General features: G+C 44.1%; 26 protein-coding genes. 25 read left to right on the top strand and 1 reads right to left on the bottom strand.

All coding sequences use genetic code 11. The annotated features are described in order from the left end of the window. The first annotated feature begins 433 nt into the window (after positions 1-433). The 13 genes from NTX75_02630 to NTX75_02570 all read left to right on the top strand — a co-directional run bounded on the left by NTX75_02630 (position 434) and on the right by NTX75_02570 (position 12,364). A complete protein-coding gene (locus NTX75_02630) occupies positions 434-682 on the top strand; it encodes a BrnT family toxin (GenBank protein MCX5815124.1) in 249 nt (82 codons plus the stop codon). 71 nt (positions 683-753) lie between these two features. Continuing rightward, positions 754-1,917 carry an acyltransferase family protein gene (locus NTX75_02625; GenBank protein MCX5815123.1) on the top strand — a complete coding sequence of 388 codons (1,164 nt, stop codon included), beginning with the start codon at positions 754-756 and terminating at the stop codon, positions 1,915-1,917. 108 nt (positions 1,918-2,025) lie between these two features. Next, on the top strand, positions 2,026-2,430 hold the full coding sequence (locus NTX75_02620) for a nuclear transport factor 2 family protein (GenBank protein ID MCX5815122.1): 405 nt from the start codon (positions 2,026-2,028) through the stop codon (positions 2,428-2,430). 76 nt (positions 2,431-2,506) lie between these two features. Further along, on the top strand, positions 2,507-2,725 hold the full coding sequence (locus NTX75_02615; GenBank protein ID MCX5815121.1) for a PF20097 family protein: 219 nt from the start codon (positions 2,507-2,509) through the stop codon (positions 2,723-2,725). A gap of 35 nt (positions 2,726-2,760) precedes the next feature. Then, positions 2,761-3,639, top strand: a complete 879-nt coding sequence (locus NTX75_02610; GenBank protein ID MCX5815120.1) for a hypothetical protein — start codon at positions 2,761-2,763, stop codon at positions 3,637-3,639. 260 nt (positions 3,640-3,899) lie between these two features. Then, entirely contained in the window at positions 3,900-5,387 is a 1,488-nt protein-coding gene (locus NTX75_02605; GenBank protein ID MCX5815119.1) for an aminotransferase class V-fold PLP-dependent enzyme, read from the top strand. An 84-nt stretch (positions 5,388-5,471) separates the two neighbouring features. Further along, positions 5,472-5,726 carry a cytoplasmic protein gene (locus NTX75_02600; protein MCX5815118.1) on the top strand — a complete coding sequence of 85 codons (255 nt, stop codon included), beginning with the start codon at positions 5,472-5,474 and terminating at the stop codon, positions 5,724-5,726. Positions 5,727-5,788: 62 nt separating this feature from the next. Then, positions 5,789-6,922: an acyltransferase family protein gene (locus NTX75_02595; GenBank protein ID MCX5815117.1), complete on the top strand. Its 1,134-nt coding sequence runs from the start codon at positions 5,789-5,791 to the stop codon at positions 6,920-6,922. Between the two features lie 145 nt (positions 6,923-7,067). Further along, positions 7,068-9,824, top strand: coding sequence for a hypothetical protein (locus tag NTX75_02590; protein ID MCX5815116.1), 2,757 nt, complete (start codon positions 7,068-7,070; stop codon positions 9,822-9,824). Next, positions 9,821-10,294 carry a hypothetical protein gene (locus tag NTX75_02585; GenBank protein MCX5815115.1) on the top strand — a complete coding sequence of 158 codons (474 nt, stop codon included), beginning with the start codon at positions 9,821-9,823 and terminating at the stop codon, positions 10,292-10,294. Before NTX75_02590 ends, NTX75_02585 begins: the two co-directional genes overlap by 4 nt. 130 nt (positions 10,295-10,424) lie before the next feature. Continuing rightward, complete coding sequence (locus NTX75_02580; GenBank protein ID MCX5815114.1) at positions 10,425-10,874, top strand: hotdog fold thioesterase; 450 nt, start codon at positions 10,425-10,427, stop codon at positions 10,872-10,874. A 37-nt stretch (positions 10,875-10,911) separates the two neighbouring features. Next, entirely contained in the window at positions 10,912-11,358 is a 447-nt protein-coding gene (locus tag NTX75_02575; protein MCX5815113.1) for a hypothetical protein, read from the top strand. A gap of 418 nt (positions 11,359-11,776) precedes the next feature. Further along, positions 11,777-12,364 (top strand): hypothetical protein, encoded by a 588-nt coding sequence (locus NTX75_02570; GenBank protein ID MCX5815112.1) that lies wholly within the window; start codon positions 11,777-11,779, stop codon positions 12,362-12,364. 273 nt (positions 12,365-12,637) lie between these two features. Here the strand turns inward: NTX75_02570 and NTX75_02565 are convergent, their stop codons facing one another. Next, positions 12,638-13,957 (bottom strand): ATP-binding protein, encoded by a 1,320-nt coding sequence (locus NTX75_02565; protein MCX5815111.1) that lies wholly within the window; start codon positions 13,955-13,957, stop codon positions 12,638-12,640. Between the two features lie 344 nt (positions 13,958-14,301). Between NTX75_02565 and NTX75_02560 the strand changes: the two genes are divergently transcribed. From NTX75_02560 to NTX75_02505, 12 genes are all read left to right on the top strand, one after another. Further along, entirely contained in the window at positions 14,302-14,451 is a 150-nt protein-coding gene (locus tag NTX75_02560) for a winged helix-turn-helix domain-containing protein (protein ID MCX5815110.1), read from the top strand. A gap of 102 nt (positions 14,452-14,553) precedes the next feature. Then, positions 14,554-14,769 (top strand): hypothetical protein, encoded by a 216-nt coding sequence (locus NTX75_02555; protein ID MCX5815109.1) that lies wholly within the window; start codon positions 14,554-14,556, stop codon positions 14,767-14,769. Continuing rightward, complete coding sequence (locus tag NTX75_02550) at positions 14,766-15,209, top strand: type II toxin-antitoxin system VapC family toxin (protein MCX5815108.1); 444 nt, start codon at positions 14,766-14,768, stop codon at positions 15,207-15,209. Before NTX75_02555 ends, NTX75_02550 begins: the two co-directional genes overlap by 4 nt. 368 nt (positions 15,210-15,577) lie before the next feature. Beyond that, the gene (locus NTX75_02545; protein MCX5815107.1) at positions 15,578-16,519 is read left to right on the top strand and encodes a ParB/RepB/Spo0J family partition protein; all 942 of its coding nucleotides are present in this window, start codon (positions 15,578-15,580) and stop codon (positions 16,517-16,519) included. Between the two features lie 40 nt (positions 16,520-16,559). Beyond that, positions 16,560-16,982: a hypothetical protein gene (locus NTX75_02540; protein ID MCX5815106.1), complete on the top strand. Its 423-nt coding sequence runs from the start codon at positions 16,560-16,562 to the stop codon at positions 16,980-16,982. A gap of 339 nt (positions 16,983-17,321) precedes the next feature. Then, complete coding sequence (locus NTX75_02535) at positions 17,322-17,576, top strand: AbrB/MazE/SpoVT family DNA-binding domain-containing protein (GenBank protein MCX5815105.1); 255 nt, start codon at positions 17,322-17,324, stop codon at positions 17,574-17,576. Next, complete coding sequence (locus NTX75_02530) at positions 17,564-17,893, top strand: type II toxin-antitoxin system PemK/MazF family toxin (protein MCX5815104.1); 330 nt, start codon at positions 17,564-17,566, stop codon at positions 17,891-17,893. The genes NTX75_02535 and NTX75_02530 overlap by 13 nt, the downstream gene beginning before the upstream one ends. 594 nt (positions 17,894-18,487) lie before the next feature. Next, entirely contained in the window at positions 18,488-18,646 is a 159-nt protein-coding gene (locus tag NTX75_02525; protein MCX5815103.1) for a hypothetical protein, read from the top strand. A 135-nt stretch (positions 18,647-18,781) separates the two neighbouring features. Beyond that, entirely contained in the window at positions 18,782-19,909 is a 1,128-nt protein-coding gene (locus tag NTX75_02520) for a hypothetical protein (GenBank protein ID MCX5815102.1), read from the top strand. A 68-nt stretch (positions 19,910-19,977) separates the two neighbouring features. After that, the gene (locus NTX75_02515) at positions 19,978-21,219 is read left to right on the top strand and encodes a hypothetical protein (protein MCX5815101.1); all 1,242 of its coding nucleotides are present in this window, start codon (positions 19,978-19,980) and stop codon (positions 21,217-21,219) included. Continuing rightward, on the top strand, positions 21,216-22,043 hold the full coding sequence (locus NTX75_02510) for a hypothetical protein (GenBank protein MCX5815100.1): 828 nt from the start codon (positions 21,216-21,218) through the stop codon (positions 22,041-22,043). Before NTX75_02515 ends, NTX75_02510 begins: the two co-directional genes overlap by 4 nt. A 12-nt stretch (positions 22,044-22,055) precedes the next feature. Then, positions 22,056-22,779 (top strand): hypothetical protein (locus tag NTX75_02505; GenBank protein ID MCX5815099.1); only part of this gene is annotated, 724 nt, incomplete at its 3' end.

Genomic DNA, 22,779 nt, shown 5'->3' with positions numbered 1-22,779 from the left:
TTCTTCCACTATAATACTTTCCAGAGGCAAGTATAAAAATTCCAGACTTTCAACCGTTTTCTTTGTTGCCATCTTTCTCCCCCTCTTTTTAATTCAGTGGTTCGTACTTCGTCGTTCGTACTTCGTTAAGAGCCTTTCTCGATGTACTATGTACGATGTACTGTCTTGTAAATCTACTCGATACCGTTCTTTATTGTAAAGAATATTGTAAATCTGTCAAGTTTTTTAATGCCTGTATCAGGCCCGGTCAGTTTCAGGAAAATACCTTTTTGCCGCCCGCCCCGGTGAAATAGCAAATCAAATGCATTGCCCATCGGCTTGACACACAAAAGGCTTGCCTCAGGGTAATTCGTTACACGGGGCAAGTCTTGGCGGGCCAAAAATGATCATAAAACTCTATGCAGCAAAATAAGAGCATGATATAATTGAAAACATGAAAATTGAGTGGGACCCAAGAAAGGCGAAGTCGAATCTTAGAAAGCACAAAGTTTCTTTTGAAAAGGCCTCAATAGTCCTGAGTAACCCGATGGCTGCAACGGGTGCTGATCCGGATCATTCAACCACAGAGGATCGATTTATCACCTTCGGTGTTTCAGAAAAAGGACGACTTTTTGTGGTAGCCCACACCGATGAAGGAGAAACGATTCGAATCATAAGTGCTCGTACGGCGAGCAAAGGGTAGCGTCTTTTTGTGTGAAGCGTGGAAGAGTTCTGTAATCCCAGGAGAAAAGATTGACATGTGAAGGAAAACTTATGGAAAGATCACACTCATTAGAACTCGGCGAACAGGCAAGACGCGATGATGATGATTGGCTCACTGTGCTGGCGATGCTCTGTATATTTTTCTTTCATTGTGCCAGGTTCTTCAATCATGAAGATTGGCATGTAAAGAACAACCAATTAAGTGACGGCATGTCCCTTTTTGTTTCGATTGTGGTCCAATGGATCATGCCTCTATTCTTTATGCTTTCAGGTATAAGCTCCTACTACTCGCTGAATTCCCGGAAATCCGGAGGTTATATTGCTAACAGATTGCAGCGACTTGTCATTCCTTTCATATTTGGTACCTTCGTCTTGCTCATTCCGGTACAAGTCTGGATTGAACGTTCCAGTCACGGTCAATTTGATGGCACATTTATTCAATTCTATCCCCACTATTTTGAAGGATTCTACGCCTTTGGGGGAAATTTTGCCTGGATGGGCCTTCATCTGTGGTATCTGGAAATCCTTTTTGTTTTCACTTTGCTGACTTTGCCACTCTTTATCTTTCTTAAAAGAGCAAGGATTCAAGAACTCATTTCAGGGGCAGCCGCGTTTTTCGCGAAGAACGGAGCTCTCTTTCTTTTTGGCATTCCCCTCTTCTTGATGGAATGGCTGGTCAACCTGCAACCAAAAGGTGTGGGGTTCAGGGCTTTCGGGGGATGGAGCCTTCTTTCGTACCTCGTTGTTTTTGTGTCAGGCTTCCTCATAGCATTTGATTCAAGATGTAGAGAAGCTTTGGAAAAGTTGAGATTCATTTCATTGGCTTTGGGGCTTGTGACCGTTAGTTTGATGTTCTTTTTCCATATCGATTTAGCTCCGCTTGGAGATTTCGGCAAATATACTGTGCCGGTTTTTTTCCGCTCCTTCAATTCATGGTTTTGGCTTATGGCCATATTGGGTTTTGGGAGTAAATATCTCAACTTCAATAATGGGCTCTTGAAATATGCCAGAGAAGCTGTATTGCCGTTTTACATACTCCATCAAACAGTAATCGTCACAATTGGTTTTTATCTAGCCCATTGGGAAACCAGCGTCGTGGTGAAATACATCACGCTTGGTGCCTTGTCATTTACTGTGATTATTGCCATGTATGATCTCCTGATAAAACGGGTTAAGGTCTTACGATTTCTATTTGGTATGAAAGTAAAGAAATGAATTTTCTTTATAGGTCAAAGCAAGTGTCCGCTAACAATCTCTTCCAGCGAACCGCAAAAAGCCGCGGCCGCTGAAGAGTACGTTATGAGAAGAAAGGAGAAGGATTAAATGGAATCACTATTTCAAGGTATAGAGCGTGAGGTATGGGAAACGTTGCGCAAGCTGAATGATGCATGGACGAAAGGTGATGGAAAAGACCTCGAAAACTTCTTCCATAAAGACATGGTAGCAATTACGCCAACGGACAGAAATCGACGCGAGGGCAGAGATGACTGTGTTGCGGGATGGGTTGGTTTCCTATCAATGGCGAAGGTTCATCGTTGGGAGGAGATTGACCCCAAGATCCAAGTCTATGGTGATTCAGCCGTTGTTACATACTACTTCGATATGGCCTTCGAGGCTGGCGGGCAAATGATCGAGATGAGTGGCCGTGACATGTTCATATTTGTGAAAGAGGACGGCAAGTGGTGGGCTGTGGCTGACCAGTTCTCACCATATCCACAACCACAATAGTACGGATAACCACCGGATACAGCTTGCCCATAAATCCGGCTCTAACTGAGCCGCGTGTTATAGGAGAAAATGAGAAATGAAATGTCCAATTTGTAGTTGTGAAATAGAAAAAGGAAAATTGTTTGGAGATAGATATGCTTTAAAATGGATGTCTGATAATAAAAAACTATTTCTTGGCATATGGGCATTTGGAGGAGAAGTTGTTGGTAATCGTAAAATAAAATTTTTATCACGATCATTCGTAAATGGTTATAAATGCTCAAATTGTAAAAAAATAATTTTAGATATGGAATAAATAAATTTTTAACAATTTAATAAGGAGTCTCCATAATGGCAAAAAAACTATTAGTAACAGGAATTGTATTCTGTCTTGTGTCCATAGGCATTCAAGCAGCAGGTGCAACTTTTGAAACTGAAAGGCTGGTAATTCGAGATATTACAGGAAATATATCCTCAGAAAGGTTCGAGAAACTTGTCAACAAGGTTGATTCAACCCTCACGAAAATTCTTCAGTTTTGGGCAACTGAGCCGCGAATCAAACAGTTCGGGAAAATCATTGTTGAATTTGATAACTCGGACCCGAAGGCAAATTACTCTTTCTTCTTCTTTAGGAAAGAAAATGGCCAAAGAGTACGGGTTGTCAGGGTTTCCGGTGGCGATGAATATCCTCATCACTTGGCGCACAAATTGACGAGCGCAGTATTTCCAAATCCTGACAAACTGATTCGCAATATGATGGGTGAAGCATCAGAAATACGTTTTGGCAATCCGCTGTCTTTTCCCATGTGCGGTTTTGACAACGACTGTTGGGTCATTGCATTATCGCGGGCCGGTTCCTATATTCCTTTATCGAAGATTGGCACAAACCACAGCGACTGGGGTATGGAGATTGATAATAATGTACCTAAAGTAAAGGACCGAGCCAAACAACATGCTTCTTATTTGGAGGCCGGTTCCTTTGGCGAGTTCTTGATTAACACGTATGGCATAGAGAAAATGAAACAATTTAATCTACTATCAAGAAATAAGCCTCGTCCCTGGGAAGAGGTATTTGGGATCGCATTAGAGCAATTAGAGGCCAAGTGGCTTGAAGCCTTACGATTAAGATCCCGAGAAAAAGAAGAAAAAATATCCACTCTGGTTAAATTGCTAAAGGACAATCCTAATACCGCATGTTCTTCAGCACAGGATCTGACAAAGGAAAAATGAAGGGGGGCGCTGTCGAACTGCCAAAGAATGGTTTGTAGGGCGAAAGAGTGACCGAACGGGGACATAGGTAACAGATTATTCTGGGGACATAGGTAACACTTTTGTATTAATTCATAGACACAGAAGGAGGTGTCTATGTAAAATAAAACGATGAAGGTAGTTCTATTAGAGAAATGGATTGGGCAAAGGTCGAGGGAAATTGCATGAAGGAGATAGAAGGAATCAATCGTTCTATACCTGTGAATTTAAAGGAGGGTTTTATGTCTGATGTTTATTGGCGACGACTGATCAATAGACGGGGTTTTCTCACATTGCTTGGTGCAGGCACCCTTGCTATTTCTGTTCCCAACCTGAACCTCCGGGCGGAAGGCAACATCACGTTGCCTGAATCCGTATCGGGACCGGGCGGGGGAACCATACTTGACCGTGAAGAGCCCTTTTTTGCCGAGTTTGCCAAAAGGTTTACTATTTCCGATGAACACAAATACCTTGTTGCCAGCCAGAAAGGCTCGATGCCGATATCGGTTATGAAGCAGTTTAAGGAAGGTCTGGACCAGATTGCAAGGGACCCATTCCCCGTGTACCTCGAACCTTCCGAGGTCACAAGGGCAAAAATCGCGAAAGGGTATGGGGCGCGTGTTGACGAGATTGCTATAGCCCGCAATACGACTGATGCGATAAGCCAGATCCTCAGCGGAATTGACTGGCAGCGGGGGGATGAGATCCTTTGTTCCACGTTGGAATACCCGAACTGCGTTGCTACAGTTAGACGTGTAGCCGGTCGTTTCGGTGTGACTATCCGCCAGTTTGGAGTTCCCTTACGGCCTGACACTGAAGCTGAGGAAATTGTCAATTCAGCCAGGCGCTGTATCAGGCGTGGCAAGACCAAAGCGATGTTTTTTTCGTGCCCGACCCAACCGAGCGGTGTAGCTCTTCCGGCCCGTCGCCTGGCCCATCTGGCGCAGCAGAATGGTGTTATCACCATCGTAGATGGGGCGCATTATGGCGGCATGTTTGATCCCCGTCTCGATGAGATCGGCATCGACTTTTGGGGTATATCGGGCCACAAGTGGCAGTGCGGGCCTGGTGGAACCGGCATTCTTTATGTGCGCAACGCGCTGTTGCCATCTAATTCCACTCCGCTCCCTCGTTTCAATCTTGTGCGCTCAGGTGATCTCGATGCGCCCACAGATGGATCCCGTCCCGCCGATTTTAACATTGGAGCGGCTTTGAGCTTTTACGGATTTCCGGAGTCTGCCGACTGGCGTGCCCTGGGTGAGTCCTGTGCGATGTGGGACCGTATCGGTCGGGAGCGCATACAGAACTATATCCTGGCGCTGGCCGACTATACACGCCAAAAGCTTATTGCCACCTTTGGGGAACAATCCATTCTTCAACCATGCCGGGATCCTGAACTGAAGTCCGGTATCATTGCGTTCAATCCTTTTCCCAAACCCGAACACCGTCGTAATTTGAAGTTCTCCGAGAAATTCCAGTCGCTTGTGTTCAAGGAGTGCGGATACCACATTGGCTGCGGCGGGCTTGGACGAAGGGGACTTACCCGTGAGCCCGATCCTGATGCCGCGGCGTTTTTCGATGGGTGTATCCCGAACCGCGATCCCGTAACAAACAAACCGGATCCAGGGGATATCCCGTTCCGGTTCGGCACACCGGCATGGTGTAACCGCTCTGATTTTGACAGGTTTGTGGACGATTGCCGGGAAATGGTGAAGAAAATGAACGGTTAAAAACCATTTGATACACGAGGTAATAATGTGAAAATAAAATTTATTTCATTAAATTAAAGAATAAATAGGAAATAGGGTGTCGTTATGGCAAAGCACTCCCATAGTTTTGTAGAAACGTTTGACGGTTTTTCGGGGTATGGTCTGGACAGGCAATCCAATGAGAATACAGTGCAACTGTACCTACAGAAATTTTCGGATGACCAGTTGATGAAAACAGTTCTGAAACGGATGACCGATGACGATTTAACCGAGGTATTTGAGATTACAAGTAAAATGCTGAAAAGATATCTGACTGAGCCTGAATACCATCAATTGTTTCTCAAAGAGGAAGAACGATGAATCACAAAGGCAAGGGAGGAATATAGGATGTTATATATCCTCTTCAAGCTTGGAGGAACCATTTGAAGCGTGATATTGCCATCGACTACTTGCGGAGCAGCGTAATTGTGTTGGTAGTCGCACATCACGCTGCACTGGCATACAACACTTTCAGTCATTACGACCCGGGGCATTACATGAAATCCACCGCACCGGTCGTCGATACGATCCGCTGGATGCCCCTCGACTGGCTTGTGGGATGGAATGATATGTTCTTCATGTCCCTCATGTTCCTCGTATCCGGCCTATTCGTTGCACCGTCCATTGAGCGGAAGGGGGTCGGTCACTTTTTGGCCGACCGGACAAAACGCCTTGGAATCCCATTCGTCATCGCTGTTACGTTGCTCAGTCCGCTGGCGTACTACCCATCCTGGCTCTCAAGTGACGCAGTCAACCAGGGTGGCTTTTTGCGTCGTTTCTTCACCGCCGGCGACTGGTCAGGGGGGCCGGCCTGGTTCATCTGGGTTTTGCTTGCCTTCTGTGGTGTTGTCGCTGTCGCCTATCAATTGATTCCGAATCTCATGAAGAAATTGTCCTGGTCTGCCGCATCGGCTCGGAGTCTGGTTGTCATGTTCCTTACAGTGAGCCTGCTGACAACCGTTCCCCTGCGCCTGTTCATTTTGCCCACCGCCTGGTCCCGGTTGGCGGGACCGTTGGTTTTTCAGACCTGGAAACTCTTATTATATTTCGCTTGGTTCCTGCTGGGCGTCGCGCTCGGAGGTGCAAACCTGGAGCTCTCATTGTCACGTCACAATCTGAGGCCGTGGCCGCTTTGGCTTGTCTTGGGAGGTTTAACCTATGTGGTACACGGTCTGCTGGAATTGAGTGGGGCATGTTTTGTGAACACACCGGTATGGGTGGCAAATGTCATCCTGGCGACAGTCTATTCTTTCTGTTGCACCTTTACAGGCCTTGCCGCATTGGGTATGGCCCGTTCTTTCTTTCGAACTGCCCGGCCTCTGGCGGACAACTTCACAGAGAACGCGTACGGCATCTATATCTTTCACTACGGCTTTGTGACTTGGATTCAATTCTACCTGCTCACGAAGTCATTGCCGGCAGCTCTCAAATTCCTGATCACCTTCTCCGTTGCCTTAACGGCGAGTTGGTTCCTGACGGCTATGTTGCGCAAGACAGTGGCAGGAAAAGTTCTTTGATGAGTCCCCGGTACGTCAAGTTCCGGGACAGGCTGCACGAGAAGCTGGCTACGAGGTATTGATAAAAGATACATTACTGTATAAGATTACAGAATAAAAAGCAGCGTTAAAAAAAATAATTTTAGATGTAAAATAACTGACACCCATGTTGAACGCTTTTCGTGAACCCATAGGTCCGCTTGCTTTTGTCTATGCTTATTCCGGCAGGTGGGAAGACAATGGAAACCGTATCTACTCCGTTGCCGCATCAATCATAGACAGAGAAAACCCCGGAAAAGACTTCAATTCCCATGTACGCTATACAAAATCTTCTGAAAGAGAGCGCTATTACTCCGGCATCACAAAGGATGTCCTCCAGAAAGCGCTGCCTAAAGATAAGGTTATTGAAGGCCTCAGAGAATTTCTTAAAGGACAGCAATTTATCTTTTATCTTAACAATCATGACAATATAGATGACCTGCTGGAGCTTACCGGCGATATCCGCTTTATTGATCTGAGCTTTGCATCAGAATTCTTCCTTCCTCATCGAGAATCACACACACCGAAAAGCCTATGGGAGTATATGTTCCAAAAACAACGGGACAGGATAAGCTTCTCCGCTCCTGAGATGGTTAGCCTGTCCATTGACCTTGTAAAGCATATATGCAGGGTTCAGCTCAATGACAGAGAATATTCCCATGCAGCAGCCGTCCGTTTCTTTCTGAAAAAAAGCAACACCTTATTCGGCGAGGCATTCTGTCATATCGCATCACATTATACCGAATATTTCGGGGAATTGATCACCCCGTGCTCCAGTCCTGATACCAATCAATGGGAAGCATTCCTGGAACGGTCAGAAAGATATGCTTCATCATCTTCCGGTAAAGATTTATCGCAGCCTTTCAAAAAGACACCGGAAGATCACTGTGAGAATATTTACAGAGAGCTTGGGAAAACGGTAAAGGGTTTCGCATACAGGCCGTCACAGGCAGAATATTCAAGAAGTATTACCAGGGCTTTGAATACCGGCACGATCTTGACAATAGAAGCAGGCACAGGAACCGGGAAGACCCTGGGATATCTCCTGCCGGTGATGGAGTTTCTGCACCGCAACCCTCATCTCAGGGTTGCAATCTCAACCTACACAAAAAACCTCCAGCGCCAGGTTTTTCTCGGAGAGCTTGAACTTGTACAAGGCATAAACATGCTCTATCAGGATATTCCTGTGGCATTACTGAAAGGAAAATCGAATTATATCTGCACCGAGAAGTTGGCGCACCTTTATGATGAAGATTTACGTGGTAAAGGACTCCTTTCGTGGCTCTACATGCTTATCCTTGTCTACAATTTCCGTGAAGTGGACGGGGATACCCTGGGGGACAAAGTAAAATATTACCTGGAAGAAGGTTTCGGCTTTCGCCAGATGCAGAGAGAAACCTCTTCAAAGATAGGCTGTGATGTGAGGCATACAAGATGCCCCGCCCAGATCGTCACATCAGAGGCAGCGTCATCACGCCTTATCATCACGAACCATTTCAAACTTGCCCTTTTAGAGAGAGATTCCCAACTGTCAGGACTGTTCACAAATTTCATCATCGATGAGGCGAACCACTTCGAGCATGCCATAAGAGAATCCTTTGCCATTGAGGTAAGCTCACGTGATATCAACGACATGTTGTCTTACATAGAGTCTGTTCTGAACAAGCACATCAGGCATATCTCGGGTGAGTACGAGAACACCGTAAGGAAAACCATACTTGCAATCACCGGCTCATATCGGGAAATAATAAATATCTTCTCTCTCCTCAAGATGATCCATCCCCTTGTTGAAACAGGAGAAACCGCAGAGCTTAAATGCCAGCACGAATCTTACATGGATGGAAACGTCTCAAACAACGTAGAGGTATTGCGGAAGCTGACGAACGAGGTCATTCAAGGCTTGGAATTTCTGGAAAGTAAGGAAGTATATACCACGCTGCGTATCCACCCCAAAACCGTTCAGCGCCTGCTGATCACAAAAGAGATGCTGGAAGATGCCGTTGAATCAATGAAGCTGTTTCTTGGCGCCATGGACCTTAAAAACAGCGTCATTGCCTTTCAGTTCTACATGAAGCACTGGTCACTATATGCTCAGGCGGTTGATGTTGCTGAACTTATAAGGCAGCATGTCTTTCAAAGAAGAGATGCGATCGTTTTTACCTCTGCCACCATCTGTCACAAAGAGAGCTTTGATGAATTTAAGAAGATCACCGGACTGGATGTCTTTAGCGCCCAGTCTGAAGATATTAACCTCCAGAGAGACCCGGACTTTGCATCTATCCCTTCATTTTTTCCAAAGGACAACATGGAGATGATCATTCCTCCCGATGCAGTAAGCGGCGCTTTCGACAATAAAAGGATATGGATTGAAAGAACGGCAGAGATGGTCCTTGAGCTTATCAAGAGCAACAATGGGAGAACGCTCGTGCTCTTCTCAAGCTACAGTGATCTGGAATCTGTTCTGACGAGGATTGCCGATGATATAATGGATGCAGGATACCCTTTGCTGGTTCAGAGAAATGGGTACCAGACAGGGAACATATCAGATGAATTCAGGGCCATAAAGGAAAGTGTCCTCTTCGGAGTTGATACCTTCTGGTACGGTGTGGATTATAAAGGTGATACGCTCACCCAGGTCATCATTACCAGGATACCCTTTCCGCATATATCCAGTCCTCTCCAGTGTGCGAGAAAAATAACGATGTTGCCGGTTGAATACAGGAGTAGATATCTATACGAAACATATATAAAACTCAGGCAGGGCATAGGAAGACTGATCAGATGTGAAACCGACAGGGGCAGGGTGGTGATACTGGATTCAAGGTATAATAGTTTGTGGTTCCGGAACCCAGGAAGAGTTCATAAAATAAGGAGCGAGAGATGAAAATCAATTTCACGAAAAAACAATATGAAACCCTATTAAAGATGGTCTATATGGCCAACAGCATGATAGATGCAGTTGCTGATGAATCGGAAGACAACGAATTTACCGTCATGGAAGAATATATATTTTCCTTTGCAAAACACTTTGGTTCTGAACATTATGTAGCGTATGATGAAAAAGAAAAAAGATACTATCCTTCTGAAAGGCTTGAAGAAGACGAAGAAGTGAACGAATACATCCAAAATTATGATGATGACACCTTCTGGGAGAAACTCATCTTTAACCTCTCCAGACGTGATATGGAGAATAAATACGGAGAAGCAACAGTAGAAAAGATGTCTGATGAAGAGTGTTTGGTGAAAGAACAGCCATTTGCTGAAAAATATGAGAAAGAGTTTGGAAAGAACGGATTGAAGAACCTTACTATATCAAGCGGTAAAGAAAATGTGAGTTACCGGCAAAAGAGATAATACGATAAATGTCTATCCATATAATTCCAGTCGATAGACTCAGCCCTGAAGCCATACAAGGCGTTAACAGAGTGATCAGGAAACAATACTTATCCCGAATCTTGCCGATAAAACACAGGAAGGATTGACTATGAACAAATCCAACAAACAAGAACACCTCAACATCGTAAAGAAGCAGTTTGAGAAAGACAGCTATGCCAAATCCCTGGGGATCGTCCTGGACAAACTGACAGATGATACCATCCAGATGCACATGCAATTGCGCGAGGATATGTTGAATATGTTTAACCGGCCCCATGGTGCAATTATTTATTCTCTCGCAGATGCTGCATTTTCGGTATTAGGAAATAACAAGAACAACCTTTCTGTTGCCCTGGATTGTTCGATTACCTACCACGCAAGCCCTGATCCGGGAACCACACTCGTTGTTGAGGGAGAAATCCTGTCGCAGAGCAGGCGAACGGCTGTCTTTCTGTTTAACGTCTATATGGAAAAAGAAGGCTTGCGTACATTGGTTGCCACTATGAAAAGCGTGTCGTATAGAACCGGAAAGCCAATTGATCCCACTACCGAACAGTAGAAATGACTAAGATGTTCATTTATTAAACGAGGTATTCATGTCTGAATTTTGTCCGATGGAAAAAGACATTCTGAGAATCGCAGCCAGATATTCAAAAGAGTATCACTTTTATTATGGAGACTCAATCCCGTTCGAGAAGATGAGCAACGCAAGACAAGCCATGCAGTTTGCACCGGACGAAAAGGTCTATATTCTGATAGACAACAGTATCCTGGGCAATGCTAAAAAAGGCATGGTAATCTGTGACAGTGGGATCTATTGGAAAAATATGTTTGCCACAAAGACAGTTAAGAATCATCTTGGATGGAAAGAATTCTCAAAAGCACAGATAAAAGCTCACGGAAAGGAAACTATACAATTTGAAGAGAAAGTATTGTACCTGTGCTCCGGCGCTTTAGAACAAGATCAAATATTGGATTTGTTGAGCAGGTTACAAACGCTGTCCAGGGGTCATGCATCCTCCTCTGAGAAAAAAACAGGGTAGGCTGACCCTTAGTAAAAGTAATTGGGGTCGGCGGGACAAAAAACTAATCTTTTGTCCAGCATTTGTCGAGCGACAGCGGGCGGCAAAAAAGGCATTCTCCTGGAACTGACCGGGCACAACATAGGCATTAAATAAATTTGACAGATTTACAATATTCCTTACAATAAAGGATATAACTACTTTAAGGTATGAAGGCATGAAGGAAGTGAATAGTGAATAATGAATAATATCCGCAATCCGCAATCGATATATTCCACAACCGCTCGCTTCCTTCCTCAATCGAGTTTTTGTAAATAAGTGATTTATGCCGTGTTTTAATCGGTAATGGTGAATTTCCTGTAATCTCGTTGACATTTATTGAATATAATATCAGAATAAAATATACATGTTACATAAAGAGGAAAAAGGAGGGAGACGTATGCTAAGAAGGCTCCACTGGATCGCTTTAACGATATTTCTGATGACAGTGTGCCTGTGTTTTAGTTCATCCCAGCAAGCTCCGGCGCCTGAACCGCCCGAGGTTGCTGTAACCGCTCCCGACCCGTCTTTACCGGTTCAGATCAAATCCCTTCTGGGGAAGTGGGTCGGCCAGTGGAATTCACGATGGGGTTGGGACACGGTGGTATATGTCGAGAAGGTTGACAAGGAATCCGCTCAGGTCGTCCTTGCCTGGGGAGAATACAATACCTCCAAGAACAGTTGTCATTGCGGTCCTAACTGGGTGAGAGTGGAAAATGCCAAGGTCAAATATTCTGATGAAGGCGCCACATTAGACTTCTATACCCCAAAACTTCGACCCGGTTGGCTAAAGAAGTCACATACGATTACCGGTTCTGCTGAAGAAACGTTCAGACCCAACAACAGGTCAACCGGTCAATACATATACTCGTTTGTCGTTGAAAAGAATAACCCCGATACTATGAAAGGGCATTTTACCAGTGCAAAAAACAGCCAACTCCGCATAGAGATGAAAAAGGTTGAGCAAAGCAGAAACACAGGACAGTAAAGCTTTGTCTGTGCAACCTTCCCTCCTGTTGACCCGCAGGGGAATACCCTTATTCAGTAAGGGGCATTTACAAAGACCGATAGCTCAACAGCCTCAATAGGTGGTTTTAATCTCCAAAGAGACACTACCTATACTATTGCCACTCCAAGCCCTAATCGATCAGTTCATAGCAGAAGAAGACTTTGGTGTCCGTGATGGCCTCATGGAACAGATACTCTTAAAATGGACAGGGAGTGATACTGTTGATCCCTATCTCATTAAGAAAATCGTTTTTTATGCGAATACGAGGTTAAGCCAGCGGGTAAGGCCGGCAGGGGTTATGAAGTTTACCTCGGTAGTTCCGACAGTTACGGTTTCCTCAAGGGTGCGGTTGAGGAGCGCAAACCGTTTTGGAGAATAGGCTTCAATAAAACTGCGGGAGGATCTGGAAAGTCCTGGCCGGGTAAGTCCGGTAAATTTTATCTCCATGCCGAAAGATTCGCCGCCGTACTCGATGACAAAGTCCACCTCTGCGCCTGCCTTGCTGCGCCAGAAATGGATGGTTCCCAAAAAGGGCATATTTTTCTGCAGTTCCGTAAATGCCCAGTTTTCAAAAAGTTGTCCTGCATCGGCCCTGAGTGATAAGTCTTCAGAGAAACCGTTGAGCAACTCGTTCCGTATTCCGTTGTCAATGAAGAATATTTTTATAGCGCCGGTAATCTCTCTTCTCCTTCCTCCGGCAAATGTTCGGAGAACTTTTACAATATGGCTTTCTTCCAGGATTTCAATGTGGGAGCTTATTGTCCCGACGTTTGTGTTGCACAGAGACGCTATCTCAGAGAGATTGATCATATTGCCTGTCTGAAGGGCAAGGAGGTTCAGGAGCTTCCGAAAAGCATCAACTCTTTTTATCCTGTACAGGTCGGAGGCATCCCTCAGTATTAGCGCCTCGACGAGATCGTTAAGAAGCTCTATCTTTTTTTTTCGTATGGTTGCAAGGTGGACAGCGGGATAGCTCCCGTAGAGGAGTTGATCTGCAACTGTCCGGTCAACAAAGGCGCGCACTTCGGCAGCATTGCCTGGAGATTCGTTATTTAAAAGCTCCTGCATGCTGAAGGGGTAAAGTGTAGTCCTTTGCGCCCTGCCTGCAAGAGATTCCCGTGTTTTGCTCCTTAGATCAAAGGAGGAAGAGCCGGTAATAAAAACAGAAAGTCCTGTTTTTTCATCAACAAGGCCTTTTATAAAAAGCCCCGCTTCTTCCATATGCTGTATCTCGTCGATAAATACCGCTTTTATGAAGGGATATTCCTTTTCGATAAGAGACAGAAGATCAAAGGGAGACTTAAAGCCGATCCGAAAGAGAGGGTCTTCCATATTGAGAAAGAGCACATTAGGAAAAACATCCTGGAGGAGATGCCATAGAAGCGTGGATTTTCCTGACTGTCTCGGTCCCACGACAAGGACAGCTCTTGAGGCTTCGAAGGATAAGTTTTCGGCGGCTCTGTGAATATATGTGCCTGGAAGATATTTTGCGGGCAGGGATTTTGCTCTGCCGGTTTGTAAAAGCCACGGATTGAAACGGATAATCCGCTGGGTAAGTTCGGATGTGAACATAATATTTATATTATCATGGCTTATATAATATGTCAATTAATATTAGCCCGGTTATTTTGTAATTGCTGACAAAAGAATAACACAGGATGTGCTGGTTCACCTGCTTTTTGCAGACAGGCAGGAATGAATCATTCTCACAATTCCGGCAAAGACTATCTTGCCTGGTTAGTTAAGGCATAGTAATTTTTTGTTAATTTTTGTAATTATTTTCTTGACAGGAATTGTAATGGAATGTTTATAATCGAATATAACTACAGGGGAATCACACAAAAGATCATTGATGCCGCAGGAACGAAAGTAGCTCCTTACGCAACCTTATAAAGAGGAAGGGAACGACCTGTGCTATGCTGCTTCCCCGTATCCGTTTCGAAATCGTCTATGCCCTTACAAAAGAACCGGGACTGCCCTATGCTGAAACAGCGCGTCAACTTGGCGTATCAAACGTTGCAATATCAAAAATGATGAAAAAAGAGAGTAGTCATGAGCACGTTTAGTAAGTTACCAACGTTCCTGACGACGAGTCGAATATTGCAAGAGGCTCATCTTTATGATATATTTTTGCGGTATAGATATATGATTGGTATGGAGGTTATTTCATGAATTTAAAGGAACAGGCTGTAAGAGAACTCGATGCCTTGAGACCCTCAGAGTTACTCATAGTATATGATCTAATACTTTCATTGAAAAGCAGGGTTAAAAAAACAAGGGTAAAGAAACCTTTGCACGCCTATCTGAAGGTGAGAGAGGCTTTGAGCGGGTACAAAGGCTCTATGGCTAACGATGTTCTGGCGGCAAGAGAAGACAGGATATGAAACTCTTTTTTGACACATCTGCGCTTGTTAAATTCTTTCATGAAGAGGATGGTTCTCGGGAGGTAACGAATTTAATAATCTCCCCTGAGAACGAGATATGTGTTTCCGAACTTGTTAGATTGGAGTTTCTGAGCGCCTTATTTAGAAGGTTCCGAAATAAGGAAATAGATGAAGATAAATTGAACAGAGCAACTACAGGTTTTGAAGAAGAGTTTATCGCTTTCAGAGTTGAGCCCTTAAGACACGTGGTTTTAGAAGAGGCAGAATCTTTATTAAAAAAATTTGGTTCTCAGCATGGATTGAGGACATTAGATGCGTTACATCTTGCCACTTTTACCTTAATCGCGAAAAAGGATTGGACATTCGCGGCTTCCGATGAAAATCTTTGCAATGTTGTAAGACTGCTTGGATATAAAACAATTAACCCGCTCAAAAAATAATAATTACAGCTTTTGCATGGAGGACGGGGACGTGGTTCCGCCTGCTCCGTTACTTGATTGCCCTGCGGGTCCTGATAAAACGGGGACTACTCCAGTGTCTATACCCTGAAGCTTGCCGCGTGGTAGTTCATTTCGCCAACGAAAACTTCCAGAGATAGACCCATTTCATAATCCAGCTATGGGTGGGTAGATTCACATATGCGCCGGGTTCAGGCATTAAAAAAACTTGACAGATTTTTAATATTCTTTACAATAAAGAACAATATCAAGGTAGATTTACATGACAGTACATCGTACATCGATAAAGGCTCTTAACGAAGTACGAACGACGAAGTACGAACCACTGAATTAAAAAGAGGGGGAGAAAGATGGCAACAAAGAAAACAGTTGTAAATCAAGAATTTCAGTATCTGTCCTTAGGGGATATCATTATTGAAGAACAGATCAGGTCAAACATCGACACGGAAAGTGATTCCTTCAAAGCCCTCATGGAATCTATTAAAGACCGGGGTGTCTTGGAGCCTGTCCTTGTAACGCCGAAAGACGGTAAATACCTGCTCCTCTGCGGGGAACGCCGTTATCTGGTTGCCCTGAAGCTTGGACTTCCAACAATACCGACGCGCATACTTGATGCGATCACTCAGAAGGATGAAATACTTGCCTTCCAACTGACGGAGAACCTCCAGAGAGAAGACTTGAATCCTATTGACCAGGCAAAGGGCATATTGGCATATATTCAGTCAAGACACCCTGACAAAAACTATGATGTGGATGGGGTAATGAATGAGCTGGTGAATTATGATCGGGGTTCTGAATATGCGGCAAAGGGATTCTCCGACACAGTGTCGGAGATTGTTGGAATCGTCGGAAAGACAACAAGGACGCTACATCGCACGATTTCGCTTTTAAAACTTCCTCCCGAAATTCAGTCGGTAATTTCGACAGGAAATCTCTCTGTTTCCCAGGGGTATCTCTTCGCAGCTAACCTCGAATGTCCTGATCGTGACAAGATTTTTGAGGCCATCATGAAGACACCTGTAACCAATGCTACTCTGAACAATCTGCTTACAGCATATAAAAAGATTAAACCGGAGCCGGGCAAAACGAAGCTCATACCTATGACAAAGCAGATTACCAGCTTACGATCTTTTGAATCAGGCATTGAGGTGGGCTTTGCAAAATACACAAGGCCTGACCTTGAGACGCTTCGTGATGAGCTGCGGACTTTTCTGGCCTTAGTGGAACTGCGGATACCGATTGCCCCGGAACCTGCACCGGAGAAGCCGGGCAAGAAAAAACCCATGTTGTGAGTGAGAAACATGTGTGTGAGGTAGGGGCGGGCAAAAGATTATGAGAAAATTACATAGTTTATTTTTGTGTATATCCCCTATTGCCATTTTTCTTATCGGTTGTGTAGATCATTCAAGCGAAATTAACAAGATTGTTGCGGATATTTATACAAAAAACAGCGTTAAGGGGGCAACGCCTTCTCACGCTTTTACATCTGACGGGTGTTCAGGTTTCCCCAATGGCAACTGGGTAGAGTGCTGTGTCAGGCATGATTTGCCTTATTGGATGGGCGGCACCCGAGAGGAAAGAGCAAACGCTGATTTAGCCCTGAAAAGGTGTGTGTCAGATAAAGGTCATCCGGTAATAGCCAAGCTCATGTACTTCGGTGTCAGCATTGGCGGTGTCTGGTGGCTGCCAACCCCTTTCCGGTGGGGTTTCGGCTGGGATTATCCGCAGTCCGGCCCTCCCGGAACGGCATACTGAGCCATCAAATGAAGGGTCAAAGCAGCTTTCCCTATAAACTCCAGCTATGGCCGACAATAGATAGCATAATCGGATAGGTAGCTGAGAAAATAAAATTGAGGACGGTTTATGAAATAGTTCATTAAGCAACGGTATTCGGGTGGATCAGTTATTTCTTTCTTTCCTGTACTACACAATCCGGCAGCCTCGACAAAGATGCAGGACTTTCAATAGCCCCATGGGGGAACTTTGCAGTAGATTAGTTATCGGGCAGCGGAAACATCATAATAAGCATATTGAACTCTTGACTTTTGCAATGGATGTAATTACAATGTGTACACCATTCGAGGAGGTAAAATAATGAGAACACACATTGTAAAAATAGGCAATTCCCAAGGAATTCGTATTCCAAAACCATTGCTTGATCAAACTGGAATTATTGATGACGTTGAGCTTGAGGTGGAGAAAACTCAAATTATCATTCGCCCTATCTCAAGTCCAAGGACGGGTTGGGATAATGCATTCAGAGCGATGGCCCAAAATGGCCATGACATATTGATAGACGGAAACGAAAATATTTCCCATTCTTGGGATGAAGAGGAATGGCAATGGTAGTGAACCGATTCGATGTGTATCTGACAAATCTTGATCCCACAGTTGGTTCTGAAATTCAAAAAACACGGCCTTGTTTGGTTATTTCTCCGGACGAAATGAACCGACATATCCGCACCGTAATAGTTGCCCCGATGACTACAGCCGAGAAAGACTATCCCACACGAATAGTATGCCAATTTAAGAAGAAAAAGGCGCACATCGTTTTAGATCAGATACGAACAATAGACAAAACGCGACTTATAAAAAACCTTGGTACTCTTGATACAGAAACCCAGTTAATGGTTATTTCCGTCTTGCAGAGACTATTTGCATTTTGAAATTGTCAACCTGCCAGTTCCCCTGAACGTTGTTCCGCTGTGCTTCGCAATAGCAGGCAACTTCACTCGATGATCGGGGATAAAGAACTTTCCACAAATTGGTACCTATTTAGGCGGTGCTAACAGGACCGGTAGTGATACCGTTGACCCCGCTTCCCGTGGCACTAACTTTGACGCCCGTAAACTTGCAGTTATCGAAAAGCTTATGGGCCAGCCCTTTGTCGGAGCCAACGGTTCCAATCCCAATTCTCTTGCAGCACCGCTCCTTGCCAATATACATGAGGGCGCTTTGAAAGATGTAAGGGTATGAATGAGTTATGGCAGAGTAATTTATTGTAAATATTTGTTAATTTTTGTAATTATTATCTTGACAGGAATTGTAATGGAATGTTTATAATCGAATATAACTACAGGGGAATCACACAAAAGATCATTGATGCCGCAGGAACGAAAGTAGCTCCTTACGCAACCTTATAAAGAGGAAGGGAAAGACCTGTGCAAATAAGCAAATCTATCTTTTATTTTACTTCTTATCAAATACCGAACCCTCCCCCAAATAGGTTTGAGGCAGGGAAATTGCCTATGAGAAACAGTATGCGCTTTCAGGAAACTTATAATTTTATGGTCGTCCACGCCTTAGGGTCTGTGGCAGGGCGCAAGCTCATGTTGCACAGGACCATTGTGCGCACAGAGCCGGAGTATGGATATTTCACCGCTATCCTTGTGCTGTTAGTAAAGACAGGAAAAGTCTGAATGAATAAGGATAAAAGGAGTTGGAGATGAAAAGAGAAAAAAGAGACATTGAGAGTACACTTTTCTGTGTCAGCGGTGTATTTCCACTATTTCAAGAGATTCTAACAAAAATAGAGGGTGTTTAAGGGGGAATAGATGACAAAGAATAGATTAAAAATTATTATTATCACTGCTCTTATCCTCATTCTGGGCTACAGCGCTTACAGGCAATTAAGTGGAAATGACAGCAAAGCTTCCCAAAAACAAGAAACTGATACCCCGGGAGCGCTTTCGTTCTACAACGACAAGTTGCTCTATACATCCTGCTGGGGAGGGATTTACATCACCGATTATTGCAGGCTGGTCAGTTACGACCCGTTTACAAAAGAGAGCAAAATCATCCATACGACAAACGACTTTCAAGGCGGCCCCATTTATTCGTGGGACGGGAAGAAAATCGCCTATGCGAATGTCGTACCAAAAAGAAACGCCGGCAACATCTGCGTTATGGATGCCGACGGCAGCAATCACCAGCAATTGACCCATGATTATAACGATGACGTTAAAACAACAGAGACGCCTACAGGGAAGGTCATGAGAGTCAAATACAATGCATCACCATCTTTTTCACGGGACGGGAAACGGATTATATTCAAACGTGCATCCATGAAAAGACAACGTATCCTTGGTTATGGAGACATGTACACCTCATGGGATATCTTTGAGATCAATCTCGAAACAAAGGTCATAAGACAACTGACGCACTATCAGTTCTATGAGATGTCGAGACCATTCTATCTCTCCGATGATAAACGCTTTATCTTCTGGGGAACAAGTCCGATAGTACAGAGTTTGTCTGCGACAAAGAAGATGGATTTTCGGGAGAACTACAAAAGACAATACCGGGATAACAATATCTTCATCATGGACGGCAAAAAGAATGACCTCCGTCCTGCTTTTACCCACGGCAGGTGGACCTCTGAACCTTTCGTGACGAAGGATGATGCAATCCTGTTTCTCTCAATCACGAACGAAATGGATGGCCTTCCTCCTAAACCGGAGAACTATGACCTGTTTTTAAAGAAAGGAGACGTTATCACACGCGTCACGAAGAATCAAGGGTATATCAGATGGCCGTCCATCTCTTTTGATGGGAAACGCATTACGTTTTATGTTTCTAGACAAAAAGAAGAGGGAAATTTTGGTTACACATACATAATCAATAGCGACGGCAAGGGTTTAACGCATATCTCGTATCCAACTATCGGCCCGAGAAAGGAATAAGGGATGTCTGTTGATGAAAGATATTGTAACTGTTGAAGTATCAAAAATAAAAGAACAAGGGGGTCAATATGAGTATTTATGTTGTTCCAAATGTACCCAAAACACCAACCTATGGGAACTGGGGAGGAGTAGGGCATGATGGGTTTGAGCGTAATCCGTTAACAGGTAAGGTAAATAGAGACCCAGATACTAAAAAACCTGTTGTCGCCCTCGGCAAAGACGCGAAGGATGATCTTGATAGGTGTTTTTACCGGCATGACGTTGTATACCAGAACTTTGATGATGGTCTGGCAACAAGGCGAGACGTCCTGATTGCCGATTTGAAGTTGATCCAAGAAGTGACACGCCTTGACCCGACAAGCCCTGGATACCCGACAGATGCTTATGCCCTTGCTTATATGGATGGCGTTAAAACGGCCTTTGAGCTAAAGCTGATATATGATATGGCAAGGCTTGACAACCTGAATGATGATGAAATAAACGAAATGTGGAATCGATGCGTAAAGAACTATCCAAACGATTGGGTTGATCCCCTCTGGGATGCGCATAAGACGAATGACTTTATCCGTGACCTCTTCAACACCGCCACTGTCACCCCAAGTCCCATCATTCTTGACCTTGATGGCGACGGCATAGAAACCACCTCCCTTACCGCAGGCGCTTACTTTGATCATGACGGGAATGGATTTGCTGAACAGACGGGGTGGGCATCAAGTGATGATGGAATTCTTGTCATGGATCGCAACAACAACGGCACCATTGACAACGGTAAAGAATTGTTTGGTGATCAAACGATTCTCAATAATGGAGCCAGAGCGGCCAATGGTTTTCAAGCCCTTGCTGAACTTGATACCAATGCCGACGGCAAGATAGATGCCAATGATGCCGCATTCTCAAATTTCAAGATATGGCAGGACCTCGACGGCGATGGCTACTCCGCATCAGATGAACTCTTCACCCTTCAGGAAGAGGGCATTCAATCCATCAATACCGGCTATACTCTATCCAGCCTTGTTGATGCCAATGGCAATGAACATAAGCAGACAGGGAGTTTCACTAAATCAGACGGTACAACTGCTACAGCTACCGATGTATGGTTCAAGGCGGATAAGATGTATACCATCGCCGACGAATGGCTCGATGTTCCTGATGACATAGCTGCCTTACCCGATCTTCAGGGTTATGGGAATGTTTATGATCTCCACCAGGCAATGGCAAGGGATACCACAGGTTCTCTTAAATCCCTTATAGAGCAGTTTGCCGCAGAAACCGATCCCGTTTCCCGTAACTCCGTCATGGAGGCTGTATGAAAACTTTTTCCAGGAATAAGCTACTGTGGCATATTGAATTAAGAATAAGCGTTGTCATAATCTTCTTGATAATCTTTCTCTCAACCTTCGCCAATGCCATAACCATAGAATACAAAGAAGCGAAGACAATACCGCTTTATGAAACATTCAAAACCAAAGAGAAATGGCATGCAACAGCGTATGACATAAAGGACGTTGAGAAATTATATGAGTATTGTGGAAAGAATCCTGATAAATGCAAGGATGAAAACAACCTCCCTCCGGCAATGAAGCTTTGCTTCTGGCATGATAAAAATAATCAAATATGTCACCGCGTTGAAGACAGAGTTGACAGCAAGGATTCAGGTTCTTTTCAAACAGTTCAAACTATGAAGATAGTTGAACTCTGTAAGTCGTGTAAATATAAATATGGCCTTATGGTTCTCGCCCAGAATTGGGGTTTTGCGAGTGGGCATCTTGATGCTCTTTCTATATGGACATATGCCAAAAATGAGAACAAATTCATAAACAATTTTCCGTCAGTTAGGTTTTCGGAGCAAACAGAATACAAGATTTTCTCATCGAATAAAGAATTGAGAGAAAGTGTTGTTGTGATTGCGCGCGCTATCTGGAATTTGGAAGATAAAAATGAAACGCGTTATTCTCCTCACAAATTTGAGATAACGATACACCGGTTGAAAAAGAATGGTTACTATCAACGCATTGGGACTTATGTAACGAAGAAGAAATATCCTAGTTACGATGATGTCGATAAGATAGATGTTATTACTCCAGAGATAGAAAACATAAAATTGTTTATCACAGCAAAATCAATGATGAATTAGGGGAGGCTAAATATGGCAGTTGTTAAAGTTATTTCTATAGGAAAAACCACTACATATATTCACGACGATGGAAGTACTACAGTTTATTCTGGCGGAACCTCCTCATGGAGGAACAATAATCCAGGCAATGTCAATGGAGGCCCTGGAATGCTTGGTAAAGATGCAGGTGGAAATGCTATCTTTCCCGATTTAGCAACAGGAGAACAAGCAAGGAGAAAATTGTTTGAGCCAGGAGGTTCATATTATGATAAGAGTTCTATTCTGGATGCAATGCATACATACTTGCCACACGATGATGGTGTAAACCCAAGATTAAAAGGCAACAATCCTGACCAATACACCAAAGAGCTTAAAATGATTGCACAAAAGAATGGTTTTGATAATCTCGATGTATATAACAAACCCATTGCGCAATTAACATTAGAAGAATTAAACGCATTTCTTGAAGCAAAGAAAATCCGAGAGGGTTGGAAAGTTGGCAATATAGAACAGTTTGATTCATCTGGCCATCCGGTTGGCCCATATCTGCCTGGTCCAAATGGCGAAAATTTGGTACAGCCAAGCAGCTCGCGCAGAGGTGATAGCGATGTTGACTGTCTCCCTGATATGATGAACACCTGCAGAAACCTCTTCAACACCGCCACTGTCACCCCCTCTCCCATCATCCTTGACCTTGATGGTGATGGGGTAGAAACTACCAACTTCAAAGATGGAGCCTATTTTGACCATGACGGCA

It is taken from the genome of Pseudomonadota bacterium, from assembly GCA_026388315.1.
GTDB lineage: Bacteria > Desulfobacterota > Syntrophorhabdia > Syntrophorhabdales > Syntrophorhabdaceae > MWEV01.
The sequence above is the reverse complement of the archived record's forward strand: the minus strand, read 5'-3'. Positions and strand labels throughout refer to the sequence as shown.